Origin of the sequence: Stutzerimonas stutzeri (assembly GCF_000952685.1) — a bacterium.
Lineage (GTDB): Bacteria > Pseudomonadota > Gammaproteobacteria > Pseudomonadales > Pseudomonadaceae > Stutzerimonas > Stutzerimonas stutzeri_E.
Map to the genome: position 1 here is coordinate 18,351 of NZ_JYHV01000029.1, position 26,894 is coordinate 45,244.

At 56.9% G+C, this 26,894-nt stretch carries 21 protein-coding genes and 1 pseudogene; 12 read left to right on the forward strand and 10 right to left on the reverse strand.

The annotated features are described in order from the left end of the window. Window positions 1–20: 20 nt before the first annotated feature. The 6 genes from UF78_RS14740 to UF78_RS14765 form a co-directional block, all read right to left on the reverse strand. The gene (locus tag UF78_RS14740; protein WP_045162972.1) at window positions 21–1,226 is read right to left on the reverse strand and encodes a hypothetical protein; all 1,206 of its coding nucleotides are present in this window, start codon (window positions 1,224–1,226) and stop codon (window positions 21–23) included. A gap of 77 nt (window positions 1,227–1,303) precedes the next feature. Further along, window positions 1,304–2,179, reverse strand: a complete 876-nt coding sequence (locus tag UF78_RS14745) for a DUF7281 domain-containing protein (protein WP_045162973.1) — start codon at window positions 2,177–2,179, stop codon at window positions 1,304–1,306. Next, complete coding sequence (locus UF78_RS14750; RefSeq protein ID WP_045162974.1) at window positions 2,172–3,419, reverse strand: hypothetical protein; 1,248 nt, start codon at window positions 3,417–3,419, stop codon at window positions 2,172–2,174. The genes UF78_RS14745 and UF78_RS14750 overlap by 8 nt, the downstream gene beginning before the upstream one ends. Further along, the gene (locus UF78_RS14755) at window positions 3,416–4,078 is read right to left on the reverse strand and encodes a hypothetical protein (RefSeq protein WP_052679331.1); all 663 of its coding nucleotides are present in this window, start codon (window positions 4,076–4,078) and stop codon (window positions 3,416–3,418) included. The genes UF78_RS14750 and UF78_RS14755 overlap by 4 nt, the downstream gene beginning before the upstream one ends. After that, window positions 4,075–7,803 (reverse strand): ATP-binding protein, encoded by a 3,729-nt coding sequence (locus UF78_RS14760; RefSeq protein ID WP_045162975.1) that lies wholly within the window; start codon window positions 7,801–7,803, stop codon window positions 4,075–4,077. The genes UF78_RS14755 and UF78_RS14760 overlap by 4 nt, the downstream gene beginning before the upstream one ends. Before the next feature lie 749 nt (window positions 7,804–8,552). Further along, window positions 8,553–8,744, reverse strand: coding sequence for a hypothetical protein (locus UF78_RS14765; protein WP_045162976.1), 192 nt, complete (start codon window positions 8,742–8,744; stop codon window positions 8,553–8,555). Window positions 8,745–9,250: 506 nt separating this feature from the next. On the opposite strand from UF78_RS14765, the gene UF78_RS14770 reads away from it, so the two are divergent. The 5 genes and pseudogenes from UF78_RS14770 to UF78_RS14785 all read left to right on the forward strand — a co-directional run bounded on the left by UF78_RS14770 (window position 9,251) and on the right by UF78_RS14785 (window position 13,118). After that, window positions 9,251–9,496 (forward strand): hypothetical protein, encoded by a 246-nt coding sequence (locus UF78_RS14770; protein WP_155397656.1) that lies wholly within the window; start codon window positions 9,251–9,253, stop codon window positions 9,494–9,496. A 208-nt stretch (window positions 9,497–9,704) separates the two neighbouring features. After that, a pseudogene (locus tag UF78_RS23240) lies at window positions 9,705–9,843 on the forward strand (REP-associated tyrosine transposase); the annotation flags it as partial. Window positions 9,844–10,740: 897 nt separating this feature from the next. Beyond that, the gene (locus tag UF78_RS14775) at window positions 10,741–12,078 is read left to right on the forward strand and encodes a hypothetical protein (protein WP_230623658.1); all 1,338 of its coding nucleotides are present in this window, start codon (window positions 10,741–10,743) and stop codon (window positions 12,076–12,078) included. Continuing rightward, window positions 12,075–12,473: a hypothetical protein gene (locus UF78_RS14780; protein ID WP_045163270.1), complete on the forward strand. Its 399-nt coding sequence runs from the start codon at window positions 12,075–12,077 to the stop codon at window positions 12,471–12,473. The genes UF78_RS14775 and UF78_RS14780 overlap by 4 nt, the downstream gene beginning before the upstream one ends. Before the next feature lie 120 nt (window positions 12,474–12,593). Continuing rightward, window positions 12,594–13,118 carry a hypothetical protein gene (locus UF78_RS14785; protein WP_045162978.1) on the forward strand — a complete coding sequence of 175 codons (525 nt, stop codon included), beginning with the start codon at window positions 12,594–12,596 and terminating at the stop codon, window positions 13,116–13,118. Window positions 13,119–13,248: 130 nt separating this feature from the next. Here UF78_RS14785 and UF78_RS14790 read toward each other — a convergent pair whose 3' ends face one another. Then, window positions 13,249–14,064 carry an aminotransferase class IV family protein gene (locus UF78_RS14790; protein WP_045162979.1) on the reverse strand — a complete coding sequence of 272 codons (816 nt, stop codon included), beginning with the start codon at window positions 14,062–14,064 and terminating at the stop codon, window positions 13,249–13,251. 83 nt (window positions 14,065–14,147) lie between these two features. On the opposite strand from UF78_RS14790, the gene UF78_RS14795 reads away from it, so the two are divergent. The 3 genes from UF78_RS14795 to UF78_RS14805 all read left to right on the forward strand — a co-directional run bounded on the left by UF78_RS14795 (window position 14,148) and on the right by UF78_RS14805 (window position 17,645). Further along, complete coding sequence (locus tag UF78_RS14795; protein ID WP_045162980.1) at window positions 14,148–14,501, forward strand: MerR family transcriptional regulator; 354 nt, start codon at window positions 14,148–14,150, stop codon at window positions 14,499–14,501. Window positions 14,502–14,711: 210 nt separating this feature from the next. Next, window positions 14,712–15,569, forward strand: a complete 858-nt coding sequence (locus UF78_RS14800; protein WP_045162982.1) for a DMT family transporter — start codon at window positions 14,712–14,714, stop codon at window positions 15,567–15,569. Between the two features lie 450 nt (window positions 15,570–16,019). Then, window positions 16,020–17,645 carry a BCCT family transporter gene (locus UF78_RS14805; RefSeq protein ID WP_045162983.1) on the forward strand — a complete coding sequence of 542 codons (1,626 nt, stop codon included), beginning with the start codon at window positions 16,020–16,022 and terminating at the stop codon, window positions 17,643–17,645. Window positions 17,646–17,809: 164 nt separating this feature from the next. Here UF78_RS14805 and gcvA read toward each other — a convergent pair whose 3' ends face one another. Continuing rightward, window positions 17,810–18,715, reverse strand: coding sequence for a transcriptional regulator GcvA (gcvA, locus tag UF78_RS14810; RefSeq protein ID WP_045162984.1), 906 nt, complete (start codon window positions 18,713–18,715; stop codon window positions 17,810–17,812). Window positions 18,716–18,832: 117 nt separating this feature from the next. Here gcvA and UF78_RS14815 point away from each other — a divergent pair, with 117 nt between their 5' ends. Together UF78_RS14815 and UF78_RS14820 are read left to right on the forward strand one after the other, a co-directional pair. Next, complete coding sequence (locus UF78_RS14815; protein ID WP_045162985.1) at window positions 18,833–19,555, forward strand: FMN-dependent NADH-azoreductase; 723 nt, start codon at window positions 18,833–18,835, stop codon at window positions 19,553–19,555. 385 nt (window positions 19,556–19,940) lie between these two features. Then, on the forward strand, window positions 19,941–21,908 hold the full coding sequence (locus UF78_RS14820) for a methyl-accepting chemotaxis protein (RefSeq protein WP_045162986.1): 1,968 nt from the start codon (window positions 19,941–19,943) through the stop codon (window positions 21,906–21,908). A gap of 37 nt (window positions 21,909–21,945) precedes the next feature. Here UF78_RS14820 and katG read toward each other — a convergent pair whose 3' ends face one another. After that, complete coding sequence (gene katG / locus UF78_RS14825) at window positions 21,946–24,177, reverse strand: catalase/peroxidase HPI (protein WP_045162987.1); 2,232 nt, start codon at window positions 24,175–24,177, stop codon at window positions 21,946–21,948. A 310-nt stretch (window positions 24,178–24,487) separates the two neighbouring features. Between katG and UF78_RS14830 the strand changes: the two genes are divergently transcribed. After that, on the forward strand, window positions 24,488–25,183 hold the full coding sequence (locus UF78_RS14830; RefSeq protein WP_045162988.1) for a GNAT family N-acetyltransferase: 696 nt from the start codon (window positions 24,488–24,490) through the stop codon (window positions 25,181–25,183). Window positions 25,184–25,355: 172 nt separating this feature from the next. Then, the gene (locus UF78_RS14835) at window positions 25,356–25,799 is read left to right on the forward strand and encodes a DUF2846 domain-containing protein (RefSeq protein ID WP_045162989.1); all 444 of its coding nucleotides are present in this window, start codon (window positions 25,356–25,358) and stop codon (window positions 25,797–25,799) included. Window positions 25,800–26,008: 209 nt separating this feature from the next. Here the strand turns inward: UF78_RS14835 and UF78_RS14840 are convergent, their stop codons facing one another. After that, window positions 26,009–26,752, reverse strand: coding sequence for a class I SAM-dependent DNA methyltransferase (locus UF78_RS14840; protein WP_045162990.1), 744 nt, complete (start codon window positions 26,750–26,752; stop codon window positions 26,009–26,011). Between the last annotated feature and the right edge of the window lie 142 nt (window positions 26,753–26,894).

Genomic DNA, 26,894 nt, shown 5'->3' on the forward strand with positions numbered 1-26,894 from the left:
ATAGAACGCTTGGAATACGCTCATAACACCGCATGTACACCAAAGCCGCTAGTCGGGCATTCACTGACCTGATGCCACCCCTGCATACCCAAATAATCCATCACGTGCTTATAGACCCCGTAGTGCGGATGCCCATATTGGTTACGTCCGGCCGCCACGATGCATGCGCTCAAGTTCGAGAAGCCATGTAGCAACCACGGATGGAAACTCAATTCTGAACCGTGATGAGGCAACACCAGAACGCTCACACGCTCTCGCAAGTGATGGTAATAATCCAATAACGCGTCCAGCCTCCCATCAGATGCAAGGTCAGCGTCACCAGTCATAAGCCAGCCGATCTCTGCGCTCTGGAGTGGCAATGCACCCTTTCGCCAGTGACTGAACGGCAGCCGGATGCTAGTAATAACGGGCGATGCTTGCGGCCCAGCGTAAAGTGACATGGAAACCTTGTTGTGATCGCACCACAACGCTCGGTAGCACGCTTTCAGCTGGGCACGTCCTGACTCGTTACGGGCGTGACGCACGACGGCTAAACGAGTGAGTCCTTTTCCAAAACAGTGCTCCAGTGCCTTACGGAAAGCCTGCATTCTCTCCTTCGAAGGCTTATGCGCGTATGGCGCAAGCAACCAGTCCACCCTTTGACCATTTGTAGCGACACTCGCCGCTGCGCCCGCCGCGATATCTTGCACGGTCCCCTTTTTCACCGCTCTCATCTTTACCGCCGTCGCCGGCCATTGCATCTTGAGACGACGATTGTCGTCCGCGCGCGGAAACTCCCCATTTGGCTCTGGAATCAGCCACTCACCCAGCGGTTGGTCTTCGTCGACCGTCTGGACAAAACTCACGGTACTAACGCCACGGCCAATCAGCCATTTTGCAGGATCGGTTACGAATTCCAGAAAAGTGCCGGACAACGCACCGGTTGTGAGATCCAGAGCCACTGCTAGCGCAAACTCAGCCGTACTCAGATAAGGTAGAACTACCTCAGTAACCGTTGTTGCCGCGAGCAAGCGGTCAACGCCGTTGACATGATCACTGTCCAAGTGGGAGAGAAACAGTAGGTCAATCGAACCTTGAGCCGCGACAGAAATAATCTCCTCGCTGAGCCGATCCTGCTGATTGGAGCCGCAGTCATAGACCCAGCGCAAGGTCGCGTTTCCCGCATCAAGCTGACCGCTGAACATCCCGCCTTGTCCGACGGGATGCTGAATCATCGTGACATCCATGCTTAGCTCTTCCTTACCTTGAATAACCATAAAACTGTCGCTGCCTACTTGCAAATCGGGCCTAATGCAGGAGGCATCTACATATCTTGCTCTCGCAGTTCAGAACCTTCCTCTGCAAACAACCGTGAGTGCACAAGTTCAACACCTTGCATCGACTCTTGCGTAATCGCTAACCCTTCCCGAAGCATGAAGTCGACGAACTGAATTGACCGTTTTGCCTCAAGCCAGCGCCTAGCGTCATGTTGCCGGGCAAAACTGGATGGTTTATCTCGCTGGCACGCCTTCGCAGCTTGAGCAGCATTAACACTTGGATGAATGATCCCGACACACCGCTTGAGTGTCAGCGAATTGAGCAGCCCCTGAGGATCAAAATCAGGAAACGCTACGATCTCTGCAACACCTGAAAGCGCCTGTGTAACTGCGGCAGGGTTGTCCTGCGGCCCACCACGAAATAGCAGCACCGCCTCCGCCGAAATGATATCTGGCCATAGATACTCCTCTGGAATCAGCATTACGGCGAGATTCTCGACCAGAACCACACTTACGGCCTGGTGAATTTCACTGAAAGGCACCTGAATGCATCCACCTTTAGGATGCCTATAGTCACCACTAGCAAGCCGCACAGTTCCGGATCTAGACGAGATTGTGACAAGGTCTTCACGGACCTTTTTCTTCGCTAATTTCTCATTCCGAAAGGTCAGTGCAACGTTTGCTCGTCCTTGATTCAATAACGCTAAGTCGTCCTTCCAAGCATCGAACCCTGTCTGATCGATCAGAAACTGGTACAAATTACGTCTGTCTTGCTGACTGAACGTTAGTCGAGTACCCCTACGGATTCCGACTCGCCCAAACTCATGAATTCGCAACCAGGTTTTGTTGAGGTGAATACTGTCCTTCCCTTCCCGGATCACCTTGGCTGCCATTTCAATCATTTGGCTTGTGAACTCAAGCATGTGTTTTGCTCCTTTTTAGCCAAAGATCAGTCACCTGTCGGTTGGCGCTTATCCGATCAAAAGGAGCCTCCTCGGACACCAGCACATAGCTCAGTGAGCGGCCTTCTTCATTTTGAGCATATGCTTGCAGCGCTACGAAAAATCCGTCGAGTGCATAGAGCCATATGCCCGTTTCGACGCCCGGTTGCCCTTGATCCAGCCAATAGGCTTTTGCAGATTGCGGCCGGTTCGTGGCAACCAAGTCCCTGAGCATTGCTTTAAAGTGGTGAGCAGCGAACGGCTCCACGGCCTCCTCGGACGTTCCCTCAGCTCTGGTTACAGGCTGAGCGGCACGAGACTCTGCTTCCGCAGGGGCGGCAACCTTAGTTTTGGCTTTAGGCAGATTGGAAACGAGTTGTTCAATTGCCTCCAGCCCCTCTGAAGGTGAGTTACCGGTGAAAAGGTACCCCCCAATCGCTTGCTTACTGGCCGCAACCCAAGCCGCAGCATTGGGCTGGTCGAGGAGCGGCTCTAGATCAAAGGAGCCACCACTCTGTAGGTAAAGAGCAACCTTATGAAGCTTCTTGAGCCTTGTATCTTGCTTACGAATCTGAATTGTCAGAGTGTCCAAGCGCGCGAGCAGTGCGAGAAGCTCTGCACGGTTATTGCTGACTGCGCCAAGTAAGTCATTGATGAGGACACGATTAAGCGCACGATCCCCCTGCGTCAGCGTGTACAAAGAGTCGTAACTAAAGAGGCCAAGTTTTTCGTGAAGCCGCTGAACCCGACCAACGACCGATTCGATATCCCGAATTCTGTCCGCGATACGGATTGAGTATCCATACCCTGATTCAATAAAGTTTCGCAGCCCAAGGCTCTCTCGCCGAAGATGGACGACAATTTGTCGAGCTGAATGCCTGACACGAATATGCTGCTCAGCGGCAGCATCCATTCGCCCGTCCCGTTTGGCGTCAAGGTATCCCTCACAGCCCTCCCTAATCTGGATGTAGTTCTCCTCCATGTCAGGTGCAAAGCGCTCAGCACCAGGTTTGGTGAGCTGTATACCCAGATTGAGGAGTTCACCTGACAGGTGGAGAACGCCATCCTCTTCGGTGATGAGTTGTTGCCCTAGAATCCAGGTAAGCCATTTTTTAGGTTTTCCTGGGGCCGGAACGCCGGAGTCGGCGAGCATCAGATGCTCAAGCAACTCCGCGTTATCTATCAGAGCCTTCCCTAGGCACTCCCATAGCTCGGCTTTCACAGCACCATTCCTTGCTGCGCTTGCCCATCAACCAGGCTTTCTTGCTCATCTTGGCTACCCTCGATGTAGTAGTCAGCAATCCAGCCTATAACCTGATGTAGGTAAGCCATCTTTCCAGTTGCAATATAATTAGCCGACTCTCCATCGCGCTTAACCACGTAGCCAGCGTCAGCCATAGCCTTGAGAATGATCGACAATCTGTCTTTATTGTCCTTTGCACTTTTGGCGCGGTTGAACATGTCAAAACTGGCCAAATCCCGCAATCGATCTTTGTAGACCGACTGTTCTTCAATAGCCTCAAGCAAAGCTGAAAAGGAGATTTCATCACCCGGTTCCAAGTGCGAGTCCGAGCGCCCCGCATGAATGCTGAGCTGGATGAATTCGACACACGGCCTAACCTGGTCCCGGATGCTCACCAGCATTGCTCTAGCCGATTCCACATCAGCACTGCTATCCAGTTTGGTATAGCGAGCAAAGAAGACGTCCGGGGAGCTTTCATCGCCTAAGGCACCCAAGTTCCTGCCCAAAGGCTGAAGGGCGGCTTCAACTTCCGCCCTAAATACCGTCTCCCGAAGACAGCGAAACAACTCCCGCGAGCGGTGAACGCAGATGAACTCACCATTTAGTAAAGCCTCAAGGCAGGTTCTGAGCTGATTCATACAATCTCCATGTCCGCTTCCAGCGCAGCTTCAAGTGCCGCCAACTCTTTGTCTACGGAAGCGCTGAATGACTTGACCAAAATAGTTTCGCCCTTGCTTCCATAGCCTTTAGCTTTCTGAAACATGTAGCGATTCGGAAATTGCCGGAGCAGCTCAGGAGCGCCGCCTGGGAAGGCAGCCATCATATGAACCTTGCGGCTATTCAGATATTTGACAATGGCGATGTAGACCGGAGCATCGAACTTCAGAGCCTCGTCCATTGGCGCAATGATCTGCACATCCGCGTCCCCACGAAGCAGCTCAAACAGTGAGATGTAAATCATCGTGACAATGACGGTTGTGAGACCGTTGCTGCTGATGTCGGCCAACTCCTTGTCGGTCCGTGCCACCTTCTGATGCCCCTGATCGTTCACCGAAACCGCTACGTCAAAACACTCCTCAAGATTGGCCGCAAACACACCCTCAGCAATGTGTTTGGCGATTCGAGCTATGGCATTGATGAGGTCCTCGGTTGGGAGCGTGCCGGACTCCATCATGCTCCAAACTTTCGCCTGCTTATCGAAGTCGGTCAGGTCGTGCCAGAAGCCCAGCTTTTGAACCCGTGAAGTGACCAGAAACTCAAAGTTCTGAATCTGTGGAAATCCACTCAGCACCTGCTTGGCTTTCTGTGTGGCGTTGGTGCCTAATTTTTTGATTGCGGCATCGAGAGTGCTCAACCTGGCCCTGCCATCTGCTAACTCACTGGCAATGCCTTGAGCCTCCATTATGAGACGTCCCTTGCTCGCACTATGCCCCCGACCCAGGTAGTCCATGAACAGATCTGCGGCGAACAGCCAAGCCTCGTCGATGTCGTCTCCGGCCAGGGACGTAGCTTCCCGCCAGATCTCATCGATGAACACACTGTGGGTACCTTGACGTGCTCCCTCACCCACGAAAATGCGGCGAATCTCACGACACGTATCAGATCCAACTCGCTGAAGATCCGTACGACGGCGGAGCTGCTTCTGGATCTCGTCTTGGACATCACTCACTTTGAGGCCTGGTATAGATTGGCCGTCATCAATGGCCGAGAGCCGGGCAAGCAACTTGATAGCGCTCTCCATGGACTGCTTGGCATCTGAGTTCTCGCTCATTTCCCCGATGAGCCTCGACCGCAACTTGTTGATGTCGCCCTGTCTAGCTTTTAGCTGTGCATCTGCCTCTGACCATTCGCGCACTAAACTCTCGCGCTCGATTTCAAGACGTTGCAATCGCGCTTGCCATTCACCGAGCTTCGGCCACTCATAGCTCAGCCAAGCCTGGTACTCGCGAACGTAGCCCTCCACATCGTTAGCTTTTCGGATCTGGCGGCTCAATTCTCCGATCTCACGCTGAAGACGCTCAATTTCAGCGGTATTCAGGCCCTCTTTTTCATAAGCCCGGAGCCGATCCCGCTCGACCACCTCACGATTAACCTGCAACGCACCTTCTATCTCTTTAATGATCGCCTCAATTTGAGCAATTTCCTGCTGATGTAAATCCTTCAAATCAGCCAGTTCGTTGTCGGCAGAGGTATTCAAAGCGAACACATCTCGACCATGCGCCGCCTTTAGTTCGACTTCACTTTGGACAAGCCTTTGCACAGCCCCCAACGCTTCATCTACTGCTACTTTCAGAGTTTCTAAATGTGCACGGCAATCTGCGACGGCACGGTCACGAAGCCCCCCGAAAGCCGATACTCTGGCTTCAAGCTCCGATTTTGCTTCAGTGAGTTTCCTTGCAGCTTCACCATGTGAGAACACAGCAGACCGGTGCCTACTATCCAGCTCCCGTGCTTCGGCTGACAAAGCCTCCATTTCCAAAGCAATATCTTGAATGGCTTTCTCCGCCTCCATGATTGCTGCAAGAATCCGCTCTTCATCAGCAACCAGTGGGGGGTCGATTCCGTCCAGCTCTAGCCTTACTCCATATAAATCAGAGGCGGCCTGCACCATCACTGGAGCGAGATCGGTACGCATCAAAATATCGGCTGGAACCAACTTGGCGATATGGGTAGTCCATTCCGGCTGCTGCATTCTTAGAAAGGTAAGAAGGCTGTCAGGGTGCGCCTTGCTGAGGGAAACCAGCTCACGCTTGCGAGTCTCCATCTGATTTTTTTGATCTTGTTGTGCCTGGTAGCGTTTGGCAGCCACCTCGCGATCATGTGATCTTGCCTCAAGAAATATGCGGGCCTTATCCATTACTTCACTGGCCGCAGCACACGCTTCACGCTGTTCATCAACACGAGCCTGTGCCAAGTTCAGATCAGCCTGTGCCGCAGGGAGAACGCTTAAGCTTCTCAGCGATGCATAGATACCCTGCTGCTTACCCGCACGCTCCTTCGCATCATTGACTCGCTCAGCCAGAGCATCTCGCTCCAACGCTTGTTTTTTAGTCAGCTCTTGCTTGTCATTGCCTTGCCGATGCCGAAGCTCGCCGGTTCGCTGGTGATACAGCTCGTTAGCGGCATCCTTGCGCTTGTTCTGCTGAGTGGTAGCTTGGGTGGCATCTCGCTCAAGCTGAGCAATGCGATCCGAATAAATCCCGTCAATGCTTTTCACTTTGCTAGTGAGATTTTCGAGGTGCTGCGCTCGCTCGCTTACCTGAGCTTGCAGCATGGGAGCCTTGTTTACCAGGTCGCAGAGTTCACTCGCCCCACGCCTAGAGTGCTCGGCCTGCTGACGTTCAAGACGCTCGACGTCCTCATTTGCCTGGAGCAGCTGCCCTTCTACTTCCGCAGACACCATGGAGTGTTTTTGACGCGCAGCGCTGTAGGCTTGCTCGTGAGCACTCAAATCATCGTTGACCTGGACCATTTGGTCATCAAGCAACTTGTATTGCCCATTGAGTTCGTGAATCAGGCTGCTCGCCCGATGCTTCTGAATGCCCAGCTGGCGAGTAGCGGCCGCGTATCGATATCCCTGCTCTGCCAATAGCTCAAATTTTGGACGCAACTCTTCGACTTTGAGATAGCTCTTATAGCCCTCAATCAGGTCATCGAGAGTTCGTTTGGTCAGCGCTGTGAGCCCCTCGCTGCGCAGCTCGTTTTCTTGGGACAAGATGCCTGCCATGGTTCCGCGCATGGAGTTGAAGTCCCCCTTACTTTCCAACATGGCAAAGATGACGTGGTCGATCGCGTGGAGGTTGGTGTGCGGCTGGGCAAGTGAGAACGTTGGTCGCAGGCTACGTATCAGCTTCACGACCATGCTGTCGTGAACATCCTCAAGTCCCGCGTTAGTGTTGTTCTGAATAATTTTCTTGTAGTGCAGGCTCGAAAGCTCAGGCGTGCACTCAATCGAGCAGCGGCGCAGATGGTCCTGGATCCCAGCCCCTGGTACCACATCCCCTGATTCCGCGTTTCGGAGAATCAGCTCCTGATTCCAGGCCGCACGCACAAAACGGTAGGCGTAGCCGGTGGAGCTACGATGAAGAATGGCGCAGCGAAAATCGCTGGCCCCAACCTGATACTCGAAAATTACATAGCTTGAACGCCTGGGAAGATACCAATCGGCGAATGACACCCGGTTGCCACCTGCCCTCACCACCGAACCTGGCGATGCCCCGAAAAAGATCGGAATAAGCTTGAGGAATGAAGTTTTACCAATTGCGTTGGTGCCATTAAGACTTGTGTTGCCATCCATTCGCAACTCAGCAATCAGCCCATCGCAGAGCGAGTCAACAAGCACAATCTTTGTCAGCTGGCGCATATCTAATCCTTGAGTTTCGACTCACTTGATCATACTGGCGAGTTTCCGGCCTGCGTTCGAGGACTTATCGATCGTCTGGTCGACAGCGCTACAAACCGCTTCTCGCCCCCAGATGCTGGTTAGGTAAATAACTACCTGAGGACGGGCAGTCCGAGGAAATAAGCTGTTATCACCCATACAGGAGCGGATGATATGTAGCTTGAAACGACACATCCATGCTGATTGCACATACATGTAGCGTTTTCGCACAGAAGGAACGGATATCAATCTATCCAGTTCCTGGATCAGACATGCGCTCTCACGAGCTACAGTGGACGCGCAAACTAAGGGTTCCCACCGTTTCGCAGAAATGTCCGACGTATTTAGGCTCGTCCAAGTCCTGACCAGCTGCCGGCGCGAGCGCACCGGCAACCCGGACCGGCCTTGCCGGGCTTTGAGGCTCCAGCGCTCGCCGGCCCGCACGGCGCACGAAATCTCCTGCTTAGAGATCAGGCTAGTGGGCAATAGAGGTGTCAACCAGCTGGCCGACTTCCGGTCGACCAGCGACCGGGCTCGTGGTCACCAGTCCTGGTTGAGACCGACGCCAGACACGGCACAAATGAGGGAGGCAATTGACCATAACGTCAAATTACGCGCAGCCGTACACCGCTCGCGATTGGCAGGAATGCCAAGTCAGGTCTTCACGCGCACCTCTTGCTGAGAAAGAAATGCCCGCTCGGTGCTGGTCGTGAAACCGACAACAACGGGCTTTAGAAAAACCGCAAGCCGCCACTGAACACGCCATGCTCCCGCACATGGTCGTAGTAAGCATTTATCGAGTCGCGGCTCTGCGCCAACCATTCATCGCCCGATTTCCCCCTGTGCCCGCTCAAGGTCCGCTGCTCGTCGCGAACGCTACGCTTGGCAGCCCAATCAGGGACAGAGTTATTGTCGGCTGTCATGAAACCTCCATATGGGCGTAATTTTGCGCAGGCTGTCAGGGGTGAGTTTAACAACGTACCGCCCCTTTCACATCGAAACAGCAGTCGGCAACCATTGACGGCCGGCTGACCCGGACTACTAGCATTTGAGACGTTAATGGTTGTCCGGGATCAGTAGACCACTACACTTGGCGAGACATTGATCCTGCGGCGCGACAATCGCGTTGTGCAAATCCCTTCCAGGTTCGTTCGGGCAATAATCAAACCAGCTGAGTAACGCATGGGCTGGCAGCGTAGCCCGCAGCAACGCGTGGAAAAGGCTTCGCCGTTTTCCACCCTACCTGGCTAAGCCGGTGGGATAGCCGCATTGATAATGGCAGCCGCTAGGTTCTCTGTGCTTGCAAGAAGCGTGAACACAGACCAGCTCACTTTTTCGAAAGCATCACGTATGTAGAATTTGCCGCGCTAAAGAGGCGCCTTTGCTAATGAGGGACTGCCGCCGCGCCAACACTAGGAGCGTCATCAATATGGATATCAAACGTTTCGAAAAAACGCGTCTGTCATATGAAGCCGTACCCATTTACCGAAAGCGCTGGTTCGTCTTACTTACACTGCTGCTCTGCCTACCAGTCACGATTCTTATCGCGCTGACTGGAGATGTTTACGCCAAAAAGGACGGTACGGTTTATAAATTCAAAGACGGCGCCCTACTCCATCTGGCCTTTATGGCAATGATCTTTCTGATCGTTGGACTTTTTCTGGCGGCGAGGTAGCCGGAAACGACGGGGAACTTCCTAGGAAAAGGGAACAGCGAGGTAGCCTGGAAGAAACGCGTGGAAAAGGCTTCGCCGTTTTCCACGCTACGCTCGGGCAACGTCGATGCGTCGGCGGTGTGGGCGGGTGAGATGGCGTAGGGTGGATAACGCTTTGCTTATCCACCGATATGGACTTACCGCCAACACACGCTCAAGGATGAGCCGCATGTCTCGATACCGCCGCCCCTAGTGCCGGGCGCAACCTATTTCTTCACGGTCAATTTGCGCAACCGCCGAAGCGACTTCTTGTCCGTCACATTGACCTTCACCGCGAGACGGTACGAGCCACCAGAGGAACGCCACCCCCGGGGGCGTTCTTTTTTGCTTACTTTGCACGGCGAGCCGCCAACCTCCGCGGACCGCCTCATAAGCGAATCTCTTAAACCGAAAATTTCCGAACTGAACTTGAATAAAATTTTACCGTACGTTAAAGATTAACGTAATCACTCGTAACTAACTAAGACATCTAAGATAAGGCGCGAAATGAACAAATTAGTAACCATAGCAACGGTTAGCATTTCCGTTTTCGCACTTGCAGTTTCGGTATGGCAAGGTTATGCGTCACGGGAGCATAATCGTCTCTCCGTAAGACCATACGTTCAAAGCACGCCTTACCTTGAAGGACCTAACAAGCGAAATGGGATATATATTTCAAATTACGGACTTGGGCCTGCAATACTAAATAAAGCAACGATAAACATAGACGGCACTTCCCATCTACTATCCAAGGATATATGGGAACAGGCATTTAAACCTATAGGCATCGATGACTTGTGCTTTTCCAAGTCATGGATTCCGCGAGGCTCAGTCATACCCATAAACAAAGAAATCCATCTAATAAAACTAACATCAGCCGAATCATCACGCTGCCTATTAGAAGTAGCCAAATTTCTGAGCGAGCACGATCTGTCGCTTACGCTGGAATACACCTCAATGTACAACGAGAAGATTACTACAAAGAACAGCTTCAATATGAAAAGCTTTGGAAGAGATCTTTCTCGAGCGATACGCAGCACCGGAAATAATTAAATTTGGCCAGATTTATTTTCTAGCCCTTCGCTGGGTCGCCTCCACACTTTCGTCAGCCTTGACGACAGGCTTCGCCTTGCACGGTATGCGAAGTGGCCAGAAAGAAGCGACAGTGATGCCGGCCAGTAGTGACTCCGAACGGAAAACCACTGGCCGCACCAGACGCAACTTTCGTGAACAGGAGCTGGTTAGCAAAGGACTTCAAACAGATAGACTGCCCCCGATTCAACAGCACAGGGAAGATATCCATGGGGACGGACAACCTCAAAGACGCGGCCTACCCGTTCGATCAGGGCTGGGACCTGGACACCGGCTGGAAGGCAGACAGCACCGGCAACCGCGACTCCAGCTGGACGCCAGACCGCGGTTGGAGCCGTCAGGCGGAACTGCCAAAGACCAAGCCAGGTAACGGTGGCGCCTCCTTTGCTGCCTGGGAGCAGAAGGTCGAAACTACTCCAGAGCTTTCGGACTGGCCCCCGCCCGATATGCTCAAGCTTCCCGAGGCCTTGCCGCCGGGCTTTTACAGAGTGCCGCGCAGCATGTCTGGCGAGCAGGTGCTCGCCAGGCTGTTCGCCGATGCGCCCCACAAACATCTGGTCAATCGCATCAAGGCGCTAAATCCAACCTTCGCGAAGGGCTTCAAAGCCGGCGAAATGTTCGTTCTCGGCAACCTGATCAATCCAGCCGCTTGCTCACGCGAAGAAGCTGACCTGATGACTGCTGCCGCGAAGGTGCGCACAGCCCTGGAGCCATTGAGCGAGAGCGAAGCTAATTTCATGGCCGAGCATCAAGCTGAAATCGCTTTGATGGTGGGCGGCGCAAGCGGGTCGCTGGGGCTTGGCACCGACATGCTCGGGAACGGTTTGAAGCAAATCGAGAGCACGCTGCGCGATATCGAATACCTCCATCAGCGCGAGTTCGCAGCGCATGGTCATCTGCGCAGCCAGCAGTTCTTCACGTCCCGCCAACAGTTGTACCGCCAGCTCGACAACCAGCTGAAGGCAACCTTTCTTGGCAAGCAGCTGGGATTGGGTAACTACCCAACTCTGCGCCAAGACCTTGGCATTTCCACCCGTAGCTTGGTGCACCATTGGAGTAAAGGCGGCGCGCCAGGCCAAATCCCTGGCTACGCCACCCATATGGATGAAATTGCCAAGGCGGCAAAGTACCTAAGAAATGGAAGCCATATCGGAATCGCCTTGGGCGGTACGGCCTCTGCATTGAAGGTCCAAGAGGTTTGTCAGGCAGGCGAAACTCAGGCGTGTCAGAAGATTCGGTTTACCGAGACGGGTAACTTTGCTGGGGCGTTGGGTGGTGGATCCGTCGGCGCTTGGATCGGGGGCGGCACTGCACCGGCTATTTGCGCAGCCATCGGACTCGGCTCTGGCGGTATCGGCGGTGTTGCCTGTGCCTTGGTTGTGGTTGGCGGAGCTTCGGCTGCAGGAGGAGCAATTGGCGGCGGTTCTGGAGAGAAAGGTGGAGAACTACTTTACAAGTGGACGCGACCATGAGTTTTGATATCGATACATGGCATCCTGGACTAGCATTTCTGTTTTTGCTGGCCCCTTTCGTGATTGGACTGTCTGGTGTGGCCATTGGTATTTACATCGCCTGTTCACGGCATTTCGACACGATGCTCTCAGCGCTTCCAAACAGCGCCTGGGCCAGACAGCAGCAGATCGTGGGCACAACAAGTCTGGCTTCGAGATGCTACTTGGTCAGTTCGCTCAGCGGGGCCTTGCTCCTCTCAGAATTCAATGTCCGAAAAGGTGTGCTCGATGCCAACGATGTAAGCAACTTTCCCGGCTCGCTGCGCCGCCTTATGACCCTATCGACCAAGCTTGCATGTGTCGGCATGGCGTGGCTGTGTCTGGCGGTTGGCCTGCTAAAACTCACTGGAAGCTGATCGAAAAATAGGGGGCAGACCACATTTTTCAAGGTTGGATAGCGCGACAAAACTCCACTCTGCTCCAATGCACCCATAGCCCATCAGCACTCGATTGTAGATCTCAAGGGACAACCGCGCATGGACACTCGCTTTCTAACCCTCATGGAGTTCCAGAGCGTCTATTTCTACAAATTCATCACCCTTGCCATCCTCACGACGGTCGGCGTTCTGTTGCTGTTCGCATTGCCCGAAATGAAGCGCTCCGAGATATGGTTGGTTGTACCGGTACTTTTCATAATGTGGGGCCGCTTTGCCGTTGAATATGTCCGAGTCAAGAAATGTGGCCCAGCGTTTATCCATAACGATGAGCTGGTGATTACCCGCGACGCGGCTCACCGACAAATACCCTTAACCCGCATTCGCTCGGTCACCTCCAAACACAGCCTGTTCATGGTGCGCCGTTATCGCTCGTGGACGGATCACCTGGCATTTCTGGAGGTCACGCTGAACAACGGCGAGCGCGTTTACACCCTGGCTGAGAGCAAAGTGCTCGAATACCCGGCGGGCAAGAAAACGTTGAGCGCGATTCAGGCTGCTGTTCTTGCGGCCAAGACAAAGAGCCTCACATCACAGCCAAACCATGATGCGGGACGTTCGGTTTAGCGAGGTAGCCTGAGAGTAACGCGTGGAAAAGGCTTCGCCGTTTTCCACCCTACGTGCTCGGCGCCCCTGGAGCAACGACGGAACCCGCCGAAGCCGGCGGGACCCAGGGGCAAGATCTCTCCAACCATTCTCAGGGAAAGTCGGCCGGCTCAGCCTCGTAGGCCTTGTGCAGCAGCTTGATGAAAGGTCTTGCCTCGTCAAGGGTATGGGAGGCGATCGCGGTAACTGGAATCCCCGGCGTCCATGAGTTCATCACTGCCGCACCGGAGAGTTCGTTCAGGCATTCAAGCGTGATGAACTCGTGGCGCTGCGGCACATCCAGGCGTGCGAGTTGACGCTGAACCATGCCCATCATGGTGCCTTTCAGCATTTCGGCCCGGGGCCAGATCACCGTATCTCCATCCCAGAACACCAGGTTCCAGATGGTGGCCTCACTCAGATGCCCGCGAGCATCGAGAAACGCCGCATCGTCAAAGCCCTGCCGTATGGCCTGGTGCAGGTAGTAGGTCTTGCCTATTTCGCCGACATGCTTGATCGCGGCCAGAGGCCGCTGGTGCGCGATGGCACTCAAGCGTAACGGGCCTTTCGGTCCATCAGACGGAGCGGCGGTACGCACGAGCACGCCAGGCTCAACATCCATACTATCGGCGGTGAATTCGCCATGCGGAGAGAAGACGGTGACCGTCAGCGACTGGTCTCTCGCCCCCTCTTGAATCGCCATCCGAATGTATGAGCGCAGAAGCTCATCGGACGGCGCCCGGCCAAAAAACTCCAGGGAGGCATTGCGCAGACGATCGAGGTGAAGATCCAGAGCCTTGACCTTGGCGTTTCTCACCTGCATCGCCGTGAAGTGTGCAAACCCAGCAAAAGCCAGCGGGTTGAGTTGCAACGCGGTGACAGGTTGACCATTGATGAATGAAGGGTAAGGGTTCGGTTGGGTCGCCATGAGAACAGCTCCTGATGGTGCTCAGTTGATCGAGCCCCTATCATCGACTCTGACAGCGCTGTCAGAGTCAAGGCGAAAAAACGATGAAAATAGGCGAGCTATCCAAGCGTTCTGGCGTCAGTGTCAGAATGCTCCGTTACTACGAAGGCGAAGGACTGCTGAAACCCAAACGCACAGCCAGCGGGTATCGCGATTATGCTCCGGAAGAATTACGCACCGTCGAGCGCATAAGGTTACTGGGCGCGGCCGGCATGACCCTAGCGACCATATTGAAGTTCTTGCCATGCGTGAGAGGCGAAGGCCTGGCGTTCGAGCCCTGTGACGAGCTGCGTAACGTCCTGTATGAGCAAATCCGCGTTGCCGATCAGAAGGCCGCAGAGCTGGCTCAAAGCCGAAAGGTTCTGGAGAGTTTTCTGCACGAAGTTGAGCGAGGCTAAGAAACCCTGGGCCATCGTGTCGGATGAGCACCATACCTCTTTACTGACCTCAGGCAATCAGGTCGTTAACCGCAGTGCTCAGGACGTTTCTGAGCAGGTTCGAGGTGAGGACCGCAGCCATCATCGTTGCAATATGTGGATGCGCCGTCGTTCAAGGGCTCGCCCAGGCGAGGAACAAGAAACCGTCAGCGGTACCCCGAGGACTCACGATTGAAAGATTCAGCACGCGGTTTGTTGCTCGTGACGAGCGGTATCGTCTTACTCAGCTTCGATGGCCTATTGGTGCGGCTGGCGCAGGCAGACGGCTGGAACATCGTGTTCTGGCGCGGGCTGTTGATGTTCGTGGCCCTGGGCGTGTTCTCGCTGTCCGCCAAAAGCCGGGCAAGTATCAAGGCGCAACCGCTGATCAGCGCGGGCTCCGCACTGCTGCTGGCGTTTACTTCGATCTTTTTCGTGCTGGCTGTTATTCACACCACGGTTGCCAATGTGGTGGTCGTGCTCAGCACGGCACCGTTGTTCGCTGCGCTGTTCACACGCTTTTTCTTGCGCGAGCACGTGGGGTTGCACACCTGGCTGGCGATCGGCGTGGCTGCGCTGGGGATCATGATTGTATTCGCCGGTGCCTTTACTCCGACGGATCTGGCCGGTAACGGCTATGCGCTGTTGTCCTCGGCGGCGGTGGGCGCCAACCTCACGCTGCTACGCCGCCATCCGGCTATTGATCGGATGCCGCTGATCGCGCTCGGCGGGTTGGCGGCCGCGCTAATTGCCCTACCCAACGCCCAGCCGTTTAGCCTGGGCGCCACCAGCTACTGGGTATTGACTGTCATGGGTCTGGTCCAGATGCCGCTGGCCACGCTGCTGATCAATAACGCGACCCGCTATCTGCCCTCGGCCGAAGTGGCGCTCTTCTATCTATTGGAGAGCGTGCTGGGATCGCTGTGGGCCTGGTATTTCCTGCAGGAGATGCCCGCCAGTGCGACGCTCTACGGCGGAGCGCTGGTTATCGCAACGCTGGTGGTACACGCCGGTTTGACCTTGCGCCCACGCCCGGCGCTGCCGGCCTAAACGGACCGGCTAGTCGTCCGGATAATCGCCTCGATCGGTGCATGGCTAGCTCGGCTGCCTCGCGCGAGCCAGCCCGAAGAAAGCACCGGAAAGGCTTGCACCGACAGACCGCCCTCTTCACGCATCGATGGGCAGTCAGGAGCATATCCACGCCGCAACCGGCCAAACGCCGTGCGTTCGAACAAAGGCCGGTCAGTTCCCTGAACGCTCGAAATAAACGCCACTGCTGACGGTGACAAAGACGCCGCTGTCGCAAGGGGAGCGGTTTCGGCTATGAATCCTGTGTAAGGATGGCTGAACAAGCAGGCAGGAACCACTGGTGCCGGAACCGTGGTTATTCTTGTTGGCCTCACGGCCAGCAAACTCGTCAATACCGATACCAAGGGTGGAAAGCAAGCGCGGGGCAGTACGCGCGCACGGACAGGTTTCATTATCACTGGAGAGCAAGCAATGGCCGATACCAGCGAAATCCCGGCGCCAGGCGGGAATCTGATCGACACCGATTATCAGATCGGCCAGGACAATCTAGTCACGAACATCGGCCCCTTCGATGTCGACATCCACAACCCTGTGTTTGCTATCTCCGGTCTGATGACGATCGTATTTGTCATCTTCACGCTCGCGTTTCCGGACTTCGCCACCGGCATATTCAACGCTGCAATGAATTGGGTGACGGTCCGCTTCGACTGGCTTTTCATCCTTGCCTCCAACATCTTCCTGGTGTTCGCCATCGCGGTTGCTCTCTCGCCCTATGGCAAGGTCCGGCTCGGCGGAGTGAATGCGAAACCCGATTTCTCCCTCCTCGCATGGCTTTCCATGCTGTTCGCAGCGGGCATGGGTATCGGGCTCCTGTTCTGGAGCGTAGGTGAGCCGATGACGCACTTCGTGAGCTCCGTAGCGGAGGACGCCGGAAGCCCTGACAGTTGGGCTCCGCTGGGTGGATTGCCCGGAGACGTAGAAGGCTCTACTAGGCTCGGGCTTGCCGCCACGCTCTATCATTGGGGGCTTCAAGCGTGGGCCATCTATGCCGTCGTGGGGCTTGCTCTGGCGCTATTCGCCTTCAATAAAGGCCTTCCGCTGGCGATAAGATCCACCTTCTATCCGATCTTCAAAGAGCGGGTCTGGGGCTGGGTCGGCCATACCATCGACATTCTGGCCGTGCTTGCGACGCTATTCGGCCTTGCGACCTCGCTTGGGCTTGGCGCCGAACAGATCAACGCGGGCCTGTTCTTCCTTTATGGTGTTCCGGTTAGCGACACGACGAAAATCGTGCTGATTACGGTGATCACCGGTATCGCGACTTATTCCGTCCTGCGTGGACTCGAAGGCGGCGTCAAGCGTGCCTCGGAAATCAACATGATCCTTGCGTTCGTGCTGCTGGTCGCCGTGTTCGTGTTTGGTCCGACAGGCGCCATCGTGGAGCGGGTCGCGGACTCGGTCGTGAGCTATTTCGCCTATCTGCCGGCACTGTCGCAGCCCTTTGGTCGCGAGGACGCGAACTATGCACAGGGCTGGTCGTCGTTCTACTGGGCGTGGTGGGTTTCGTGGTCGCCGTTTGTTGGGATGTTCATCGCACGGGTGAGCCGCGGCCGCACGGTGCGCGAATTCATGATCTGCGTGCTTATCGTGCCTTCTGCCGTCTGCATCCTCTGGATGTCGATCTTTTCCGGCGTCGCCTTCGACCAATACATCAATGACGGTTACCGCGCGGTGGCGGATGCAGCGCTGGAGGTAAAACTCTTCGCAATGTTCGACCTCTTGCCGTTTACTCAAGCGATGTCCCTGTTGGGCATCGTGCTTGTCGCCGTTTTCTTCATCACCTCATCGGACAGCGGCTCGCTGGTCATCGACACCATTACCTCAGGCGGCAAAGACGACGGTCCAATTCCCCAGCGCGTATTCTGGTGCGTGTTCGAAGGCCTCGTTGCCATCGCTCTGCTCTTGGGTGGTGGCCTCAAAGCCTTGCAGTCCATGGTGGTAACGACTGGCTTCCCGTTCACCTTTGTCCTGCTGCTGATGTGCGTCAGCATCATCATCGGCCTGAAAAGCGAGCTCATCGCACCGCGCCGAACCTGATGCAAGGGCGGCGCGATTACACCGCGCCACGTCTTCCTCCGCCTCGTTGTGCATTTAGCGCGCTGGAGAGCTAGCAAGTAGCCTGGAAGATACGCGTGGAAAAGGCTTCGCCGTTTTCCCCCCTACGGCCGGACCTCGCGTAGCGCGGCCCGGCGTTGTCGGTATCATCCCGTCAACTCACACAACCCGCCCGGCACCGCCATCACCCAATCCCGCACTGCCTGAATCGTCGGATCGTCCCGACGGCTTTCCGGATACACGAGGTGAAACGGCTTGCCCGGCATCTCCGGCCCAAACGGCTGCACCAGCCGCCCTTCCTTCAGTTCATCTTCGATCAGTTGACGGCTCATCAAAGACACGCCTTGGGCGCCGATGGCGGCTGAGATGGCGTGGGTCTCGTCGGAGAAAACCAGCCCCGCGCTGACGTCCAATCCTGGCACGTTGGCTAGCTTCTGCCATGACGCCCAATGAATCGGGGCGGAGGCTGCGGCTTGAGCATGAAAGTGAATCAACGGGTGCTTGGGCAGCTCGGATACATCACGCAACCCGAGGTGTGGGCTGCAGACCGGGACGAAGGTATTGTCGAACAACTTCTCCGCGACCAGCCCTGGCCAGCGGCCATCGCCGTAACGGATGGCGACATCCGCCGTAACGCCATCCAGCGCGACCGGCTCGTGGGAGGTGTGAAAGCGCAGATCGATATCGGGATGGGAATCGCGCAGCATGCAGACCCAAGGCACCAACCAGCGGACCGCTATTGCGGGTGTGGTGCTCAGGGTGATCGCTTGCCGACAGGGCTTCGCACGGAGGCGTTCGACCGCCCCGCTGATGCTGTCGAACGCTGTTTCCAGCACCTGGTGCAGCTCTCGTCCCTGAGTGGTCAGCTCCAACTTTCTTGGCTTTCGCAGGAACAGCGAGACGCCGAGCGATTCTTCCAGCAAGCGAATCTGGTGGCTGATCGCCGTGGCGGTAACGTTCAGCTCCTCTGCGGCCTGCTTGGCACTCTCGTGGCGGGCCGCCGCTTCGAAAGCACGCAAAGCGGAAAGCGAAGGTAACCGGCGGTGTGCCATGGCTGAGTTTTCCTCATCTGTATTGGAAAGAAATGGTCGTTTGTCGCCCATCGAGCCTAACTCTAGGCTGGGTCTACCGCGAATGACAGATGAATTCATTCACAGAGGAGACTCACCATGACGCACCTTCTGCACCTTGATGTCAGCGCCCGCCCCGGCCTTGCCGGCAAGGACGAGCACGGCTCCCACAGCCGCAACCTCACCCATCGCTTTGTAAGCCAGTGGCGGGCCCAACGCGCCCAAGACAGCGTCATCTACCGAGACATCGGGCAATACCCGCCCTCTTTCATCAACCATGACTGGATCGCCTCCTCCTTCACGCCGGCGGAACGTCGTGAGCCGTGGATGAAGGAAACGCTGGCGGAAAGCGACAGGTTGGTCGATGAGCTGATTGCAGCTGATGTGCTGATCATCGGGACACCGCTTTACAACTTCGGCATGCCCGCCGCGCTCAAGGCGTGGATCGACCAGATCGTGCGCCCGGGCCGGACGGTCGAGGTCGACGAAACCAAACTGCCCGATCCTTACGTCCCCTTGCTGGCCGATCGGCCACGGCACGCAGTCATTCTCACCGCCCGGGGCGGCATCGGTTTTGGCCCCGGCGGCGAGATGGCGCATATGAATCACCTGGAGCCGAACCTGGTGACGGCGCTTAACTTCATCGGCATCACCCGCATTCATCAGATCGCCATCGAAGGGCAGGAAACAGGTGGCGACGTGTTGGCGGCCTCGGTGGCCGAGGCGCTGCGTCAGGTGGACGTGTTGGTGGCGGATCTTCAGATGGCGCTTGAGCCTAGTCCTTCCATCCAGGCCTCCCAATGGCAGGTCGAGGCAGTCTAGGACTGCGATTTTGGCGGGGCTTGATCGTTCCCGCGTTTGAGTGGGAACGCAGCCTCCAACGCCCCAGCATTCACCAGCCAGCCAGCTAGCCAGTTAGCCAGTTAGCCAGCTAGCGCCTGGGGCAAATGCCCCGTCGCATTCCCGCTCGGAAGAACCCCGGCTCGACGCCCCCTGCCGCGCATCCGAATCGGGGCGCCCGACTCAAGCCGTGACGGCTACCTGCCGATAACTTAGTTACCCGCTACCGCTTACCAACGCATCGACTGGATGCGCTGCCAAGGCGCGGGGCCGCTCATCGCATTGGATTAGCGTAAAGAGCTCTCTAAAAGACGAAAGCGCAGGCCGGCGTGTGCGTCTTAACAATCGGCTAGAGGCTTCTACTGCAATGAAAATAAAGCACAAGCTGCTGCTGAGCTTTCTGGTCGCGACGCTTGTTCCCGTCCTTGTCGTGGCGCTGTTCACCATCCGCAACGTAACCGAGGAGGCCAAGGTCCAGTTCGAGGAAAGCAGCAGCCTGGACGTCAAACTGGTGAACAACACCTTCGTGACCCTATTCGATTCGGTTGGCCACACCGTGTCGGCCATGGCCGACTACCCCGCCGTCCGTGACACCGAGGGTGGCGAGCTGACCACTTACTTCGGGCCGGCCCGTAAGCCCGGTGCGACCGCCACAGCTAACGGTGGCCGCGAAAAAGCTATCTTCGACTACTTCTCCGGTATCGGTAACAACAACCCGACCTTTGGCTACGTCTATATGAGCGATACCAAAGGCGGCTATGTGGAGTGGCCGGGCACTGGAGATTACGGCGATTGGGATCCGCGGCAGCGCCCCTGGTACGGCCTGGGTAAAGATGCCAACTTCCAGCTGGCACGCCGCGACGGCTACTACTGGGAACCGGACGACGCGGTTTATGTGTCGGTGCTCAAAGCCTTCAAGGATCAGTCCGGCAACTTCGCCGGGGTGGTCGCGGCGGATGTATCGCTCAAGGCCCTGACCGACATGGTCCAGAAAACCCGCTTCGGCGAAACCGGTTTCTTCATGCTGGTGGAGAGCAGCGGAACCTTGCTGGTCGACGGCCACCAGCCGACCAACAACTTCAAGAAGCTCAGCGAGCTGCCGGGCGACTACGTCACGGAAATCGCCAAAACAGAGAACGGCGTGATCGAGGTGAGCATCGATGGCGTTGAGTACCTGGCCAATGTGTTCACTTCGCCGACCCTGGGCTGGAAGTTCATCGGCTTCATGCAGACCGATGAAATCCTGGCCGGCGCACACAGGCTGGCCTGGCTGACGCTGATTGCCTGCGCCGTACTGGTCGTGCTGTTCGGTGTCGCCGGGGTCGTATTCGCCAATCGCATCGTCACCCCCATCAATCTCGTCAAGGAGGGACTGCGCACCATCGCCCAGGGTGAGGGTGACCTGACCCATCGGCTCCCGGTGCTGGCCCGCGACGAAACCGGCGAATTAGCCAAGTGGTTCAACCAGTTCATCGAATCCACACAGTCGATGATTACTGTCATCAAGGAAAACGCCATCAGCATGCACGGTGTTTCCACCCAGACCAACGATCGCACCACCGCCATGTCGGACAGCTTGCACCGGCAGTCGAGCGCGGTGGAGCAGATTGTCACCGCCGTGACCGAAATGTCTTCGGCCGCCAACGAGGTCGCCCATACCTGTGTGAGAACGGCTGAAATTTCCGAGCAAGGTCTGAGCGCGACGCACAACGGCAAACAAGTCATTGCCCGAAGTACCGCAGGCGTTAACGATCTGGGCGCGAGTATTCAGGCCTCGAGCAAGGTGATCCGCGATCTCGAACGCGAGACCGTGAGCATCAACAACATCCTGTCGACTATTCAGCAAATTGCCGAACAGACGAACCTTCTGGCGCTCAATGCTGCGATAGAAGCGGCGCGGGCGGGCGAACAGGGACGCGGGTTCGCAGTGGTGGCCGATGAGGTCCGCAACCTGGCCAAGCGCACCCAGGACTCCACTGGCGAGATCAACACCATCATCACCCTGCTGGTCAGCCGCATCACCGAAGTGACGGTGAGCATGGATCGCAGTCTGTCGGAATCGACCAAGGCCATCGAGCGGTCCGGTGAGGTCATGGGTGCTTTCGAGAACATCGAGAGTGCGGTGCAGATGATTCGCGACATGACCACGCAGATCGCCACCGCCACCGAAGAACAGCACCTGGTGACGGAAGAGATCAACCGAAACGTAGTCGCCATCAACGACGCGGTCGGACAGGTGACCGATCAGGCGACGGAAGTAGAGCGCTACTCACATGAGCAGCGCGAACTCAGCAGTGCACTCAAACAATTGGTGGGACGTTTCCGTACCGAGTAGCGGTTCAGGCGGCGCCTTGAGGGCGCCGCCGCGAGCCTTACGCTGAGAGCTTCTGGCTGAAATTATCGGCTGGCTTGCCAATATCGAGCCGATCCGCGTTCATCACCTTGTCCCAGGCTTTGACGAAGTCGTGGACGAACTTCTCGTTGCCGTCGGCCATGCCATACACCTCGGCCTGAGCGCGCAGCTCCGATTGCGCACCGAAGATCAGGTCCACGCGGGTGGCGGTCCAGGTGGGCTGGCGGGTTTTACGGTCGAGGCCCTGGAAGCGGTTCTTGTGCTCGGTGGCGACCCACTCGTTCTGCATGCTCAGCAGGTTGACGAAGAAGTCGTTGGACAGCGTGCCCACTCGGTTGGTGAAGACACCTTCAGGACCACTGTCCGCGTTGGTGCCCAACACGCGCATGCCACCGACCAGCACGGTCATTTCCGGCGCACTGAGGCGAAGCAGGTGCGCCTTGTCGACCAGCGCTTCCTCGGGTGCCATGAAGTGCGACTCGTGATAGTAGTTGCGGAAGCCATCGGCCACCGGGCGAAGCGCTTCGAAGGACTGTGCATCGGTCCACTCTTCCGAGGCATCCATGCGACCCGGTGTGAACGGCACGGTGACGATCACACCACCCTCCTGTGCCGCTTTCTCGATCGCGGCGCAGCCGGCCAGCACGATCAGGTCGGCCATCGAAACCTTCTTGCCGCCGGTGGCCGAGCCGTTGAACTCGGTCTGGATATCGGTGAGCTTGGCCAGCACGCGGGCCAGCAAGGCCGGGTTGTTGATCTCCCAATCCTTCTGCGGCGCAAAGCGGATTCGAGCGCCGTTGGCGCCACCACGCTTGTCCGAGCCGCGATAAGTCGATGCGGACGACCAGGCCACTGACACAAGCTCTGGCACGGTAAAGCCCATGTTCAACGTCTTCTGCTTCAACGAAGCGATGTCGGCTTCATCGATCAGCGGGTGGTCGCACTCTGGGATCGGGTCCTGCCAGATCAGTGTTTCCTGCGGCACCAGCGGGCCGAGGTAGCGTCCGATGGGCCCCATGTCGCGGTGGGTCAGTTTGAACCAGGCCTTGGCGAACGCGTCGGCGAACTCGTCCGGGTTTTCCAGAAAGTGCCGTGAGATCGGTTCGTAGATCGGATCGAAGCGCAGTGCCAGGTCGGAGGTGAGCATGGTCGGCTTGCGCTTCTTGTTCGGGTCGAACGGGTCGGGAATGATTTCCCCCACGTCCTTGGCTTGCCACTGGTGCGCGCCGGCCGGACTCTTGGTCAGCTCCCATTCGAAGTTGAACAGGTTTTCGAAGAAGTAGTTGGACCACTGGGTCGGCGTCTGGCTCCAGATGACTTCCAGGCCGGAGGTGATGGCGTCCGCGCCCGCCCCGGTCTGGAAGCGGCTGCGCCAGCCCAAACCTTGGTCTTCGATCACCGCGCCTTCCGGGTCCGGCCCCAGCAGCGAGGGATCGCCCGCACCGTGAGTCTTACCGAAGGTGTGACCGCCGGCGATCAGTGCGACGGTTTCGTAATCGTTCATCGCCATGCGGGCGAAGGTTTCACGAATGTCGATGGCGGAGGCTTTCGGGTCCGGGTTGCCGTTCGGGCCTTCCGGATTCACATAGATCAAGCCCATTTGTACGGCGCCTAGGCCCGGGTGCAGCTGGCGCTCGCCACTGTAGCGCTCGTCGCCCAACCATGTGCCCTCGGGGCCCCAGAAGAGCTCTTCAGGCTCCCAGGTGTCGGCACGGCCGCCGGCGAAGCCGAAGGTTTTGAAGCCCATGGATTCCAGCGCCACGTTGCCGGTAAGCACATAGAGGTCGGCCCACGAGAGGTTGCGCCCGTATTTTTGCTTGATCGGCCACAGCAGGCGGCGGGCCTTGTCCAGCGAAGCGTTGTCCGGCCAACTATTGAGCGGGGCGAAGCGCTGCTGACCGCCGCCCGCGCCGCCACGGCCATCGGTAATGCGGTAGGTGCCGGCGCTGTGCCAGGCAAGCCGGATGAACAGGCCACCGTAATGACCAAAGTCCGCCGGCCACCAGTCCTGAGAATCGGTCATCAGAGCGTGCAGATCGGCGATCACCGCGTCGAGATCGAGGGAATTGAACGCGGCGGCGTAGTCGAAATCGCCCCCGTATGGATTGGAGCGCGGTGAATGCTGGTTGAGCGATGTGAGGCTCAGTGCCTCAGGCCACCAGTCTCGATTAGTTGGGCGTTTGCGGGGCGCACCTGCGCCATGCCCGAACGGGCATCCACCACCAGTGTTTTCTCCAGACTCAGCGTTCATGTTTTGCTCCTTATGGCTGTCGTTGACGCACTCACGCGTCGCTGAATAGAAACTTAGCAAACGTGCCAAGCCCGACCGAGCCATATGGATAGCAGCTTGTTACCGCTAAAATCCTTAAACGGTTCTGAAAATAACGCGATCATGCGGCGTAAATCAGCACATGAATTTGAAAATGGCCTGAGCATCATATTTGCCTATGCTTACGATAGGCGATGCTTGTTACGAGCAACGCAGCCCCTGCCATAGCTCGCTAGGCACCAATCGCCCGGTACAATGCCGCGTTTACCTCACCATCCCGGAGCCGTTGTCGATGTTCACCCTCGCCCACTTGAACACCCCGCCGCCGGAATCGATCAAGAGCCAGGTGCTGCAGATGGTGGTGGACTATCTCGGCGATATCAGCCCTGTGTCCCTTACCCCCAACAACCCGCTGTATCAGCTGTATCAATACGTCGTGGGTTACGAAGTGCACCGCTACCTGGACAGCATGAATGGGGCGCAAGCAGGCAAGCCCGAACTGATCATGGCGCTGGATGCCAATGACCCGGCAAGCCTGCTCGGCTTCGCGCTGTATTTACCTTATGTGAATGATCCCGAAGCCTGTGCCCTGATCTACCTGGCGGTGCACGCCGAACATCGACGACAGGGCGTCGGCCGAGCCATGGTCGACGCGATGGTGGCGCGCTATCCCCATGCGGAAGTAGCCTGCGTGGCCAGCAAGGTGCCGTACTTTCAAGCGCTGGGCTTTCAGCCCTTGGCCGCTCGCGGCCCGCAAGTGGTGATGAACACCCGGAGCCAAGCGTCCAGCGGCATGGTGGCCGTGCAAGACCTGGAGCCGATTTTCCAGTCACAGGAAGTTCGCCAGATTCACACTTACCTGGTTCAGCAACACGGCACCAAAGCCATGAGCGACGCGGAAAAAAGCCGCGATCAGTTACTTGATGAGCTGGCGCAACAGGCCATTCATCTGACTCAGACGTCCTCGACGGCCAATCGTTTGCATTGACCGGGTGATGAAGCACATACACCGAACCGCCCATCCGACCCTTCCGCGTAAAGCGTGACCCACACCACCAAACCGCTCACCAAGCCTTGCCTGGCTGGACCTTGGCGCTAATGTGCGCATGCTGGCAAATTAATATCACCAGCTATCTGCCTACACTCAGGAACGAGTATCTATGTTTAAGCATTTTATGATGAGCGCCGCGGCGCTGAGCTTCGCCGTGTTGTCCGGTTGCGCGTCGGTACCAATGGAATCTCCAGAAAAGGATCAGGCGTTCAAGTCCTTCTCTGCCCCTCCGCAAGACCAGGCTGGCCTGTACATCTTCCGTGACTCAATGCTCGGAGCCGCACTTAAGAAGTCGGTGAAGATAGACGGCGAAGTTATCGGCGAGACCGCCGCGAACACCTACTTCTACCGTCTCATCACGCCGGGCCCACACACTCTGGCCACCGAGTCGGAGTTCAGCGATAACCTCCTGGAGCTGAACGCCCAGGGTGGCAAGAACCACTACGTACGTCAGTCCATCAAAATGGGTCTGTTCGTTGGCGGTGCCAAGCTGACCGAAGTTTCGGAAGCCGAGGGCCAGAAAGCCGTGGCAGAGACCAAACTCGCACGCTAGTGCAAAGTGACGTTCGAACGGAAAGGCCCAGCAGATTGCCGCTGATCCCGGCACGCTAGCGGCCAGGACCGAATCCGTCGCCACAGCATAGAAGCCCCGCAATTGCGGGGCTTCGTTCATTGTTCGGTCGCAAAACGTCCGGATGGCTCGTAGTCTCACATGAAACAAGCCCTGACGCGCCGGCGGTTCCGGCCTCAACATTCAAGCTGTCAAAGCTTCACACAGACAAATATCGCGTTCCCCGAAGTCCCATTCCAAGGGACAATCTTCTCGTAATCGTGCTCAAGCACATGAACTTCGAAGGTCGGCTGCAATAGTTCGATCAGCTCACCGAAGCTCACCGCCACCATGCGGTGTTCGTCATGCCATACCTGGCTTTCATCGGCGACCGTCTTTTCAATGCGGAGCTTCAACAGCTGCTGCTCGCCTGCGCCGGGGTAGTGCCAACCGGAGCTGAAGCTGAACAGGCCGTCGGCATGCTGGGCGCTATGCGAAACGAACGAGCGGTTGTCGATGCTGTGCTTGTCCACTGCGTTGAAGCAGAACAGCCCGCCCGCCTCCAAGCCGCAGTGCACGCTCGCGATACAGGCTTTCAGCCGTTCGACGCCGGCGCTGTAGTGGATGGAGTACAGAAAGCAGGTGATCAGATCGACCGACCCATCCAGAGCGAAACCACACATGTCCTGCACGGAGAAGCATGCTTCCGGGCAGCGCAGCGCCGCGCGGTCGAGCATCGGCTGGTTGATATCGAGCCCGCCGCTCGTGTATCCGGCATCGATGAAATGCCGCACATGCGGCCCGGTACCGCAGGCGAGATCCATATGCCGCCTGCCGCCGTTGCCGAACAGTTGCTGCAGCCGCTGAATACAGTGGCTCTGCGCGCGGTAATCGATATCGGCGCACATGAGATCGTAGTAGCCCGACAGGTCGGTATACAGAGCATTGCCGGGCATGATGGCCTGCTGGTCGAGCGGAGCATTGAGGGGCGCGCATCATAATCTCAACCCAACCACGGTGGAATGGCCACGTGGCTAAGGCGTCATCCACGAGGAAGCGGCAGATCATCTGCGCCATACAGGCGCCCCGAAGCTCCGC

Bases quoted from the DNA above. Each gene is read 5' to 3' on its own strand.
- UF78_RS14740 (WP_045162972.1), bottom strand. From the start codon at position 1,226: ATGGATGTCACGATGATTCAGCATCCCGTCGGACAAGGCGGGATGTTC.
- UF78_RS14745 (WP_045162973.1), bottom strand. From the start codon at position 2,179: ATGCTTGAGTTCACAAGCCAAATGATTGAAATGGCAGCCAAGGTGATC.
- UF78_RS14755 (WP_052679331.1), bottom strand. From the start codon at position 4,078: ATGAATCAGCTCAGAACCTGCCTTGAGGCTTTACTAAATGGTGAGTTC.
- UF78_RS14760 (WP_045162975.1), bottom strand. From the start codon at position 7,803: ATGCGCCAGCTGACAAAGATTGTGCTTGTTGACTCGCTCTGCGATGGG.
- UF78_RS14765 (WP_045162976.1), bottom strand. From the start codon at position 8,744: ATGACAGCCGACAATAACTCTGTCCCTGATTGGGCTGCCAAGCGTAGC.
- UF78_RS14770 (WP_155397656.1), top strand. From the start codon at position 9,251: ATGGATATCAAACGTTTCGAAAAAACGCGTCTGTCATATGAAGCCGTA.
- UF78_RS14780 (WP_045163270.1), top strand. From the start codon at position 12,075: ATGAGTTTTGATATCGATACATGGCATCCTGGACTAGCATTTCTGTTT.
- UF78_RS14785 (WP_045162978.1), top strand. From the start codon at position 12,594: ATGGACACTCGCTTTCTAACCCTCATGGAGTTCCAGAGCGTCTATTTC.
- UF78_RS14790 (WP_045162979.1), bottom strand. From the start codon at position 14,064: ATGGCGACCCAACCGAACCCTTACCCTTCATTCATCAATGGTCAACCT.
- UF78_RS14795 (WP_045162980.1), top strand. From the start codon at position 14,148: ATGAAAATAGGCGAGCTATCCAAGCGTTCTGGCGTCAGTGTCAGAATG.
- UF78_RS14805 (WP_045162983.1), top strand. From the start codon at position 16,020: ATGGCCGATACCAGCGAAATCCCGGCGCCAGGCGGGAATCTGATCGAC.
- gcvA (WP_045162984.1), bottom strand. From the start codon at position 18,715: ATGGCACACCGCCGGTTACCTTCGCTTTCCGCTTTGCGTGCTTTCGAA.
- UF78_RS14815 (WP_045162985.1), top strand. From the start codon at position 18,833: ATGACGCACCTTCTGCACCTTGATGTCAGCGCCCGCCCCGGCCTTGCC.
- UF78_RS14820 (WP_045162986.1), top strand. From the start codon at position 19,941: ATGAAAATAAAGCACAAGCTGCTGCTGAGCTTTCTGGTCGCGACGCTT.
- katG (WP_045162987.1), bottom strand. From the start codon at position 24,177: ATGAACGCTGAGTCTGGAGAAAACACTGGTGGTGGATGCCCGTTCGGG.
- UF78_RS14830 (WP_045162988.1), top strand. From the start codon at position 24,488: ATGTTCACCCTCGCCCACTTGAACACCCCGCCGCCGGAATCGATCAAG.
- UF78_RS14835 (WP_045162989.1), top strand. From the start codon at position 25,356: ATGTTTAAGCATTTTATGATGAGCGCCGCGGCGCTGAGCTTCGCCGTG.
- UF78_RS14840 (WP_045162990.1), bottom strand. From the start codon at position 26,752: ATGCCCGGCAATGCTCTGTATACCGACCTGTCGGGCTACTACGATCTC.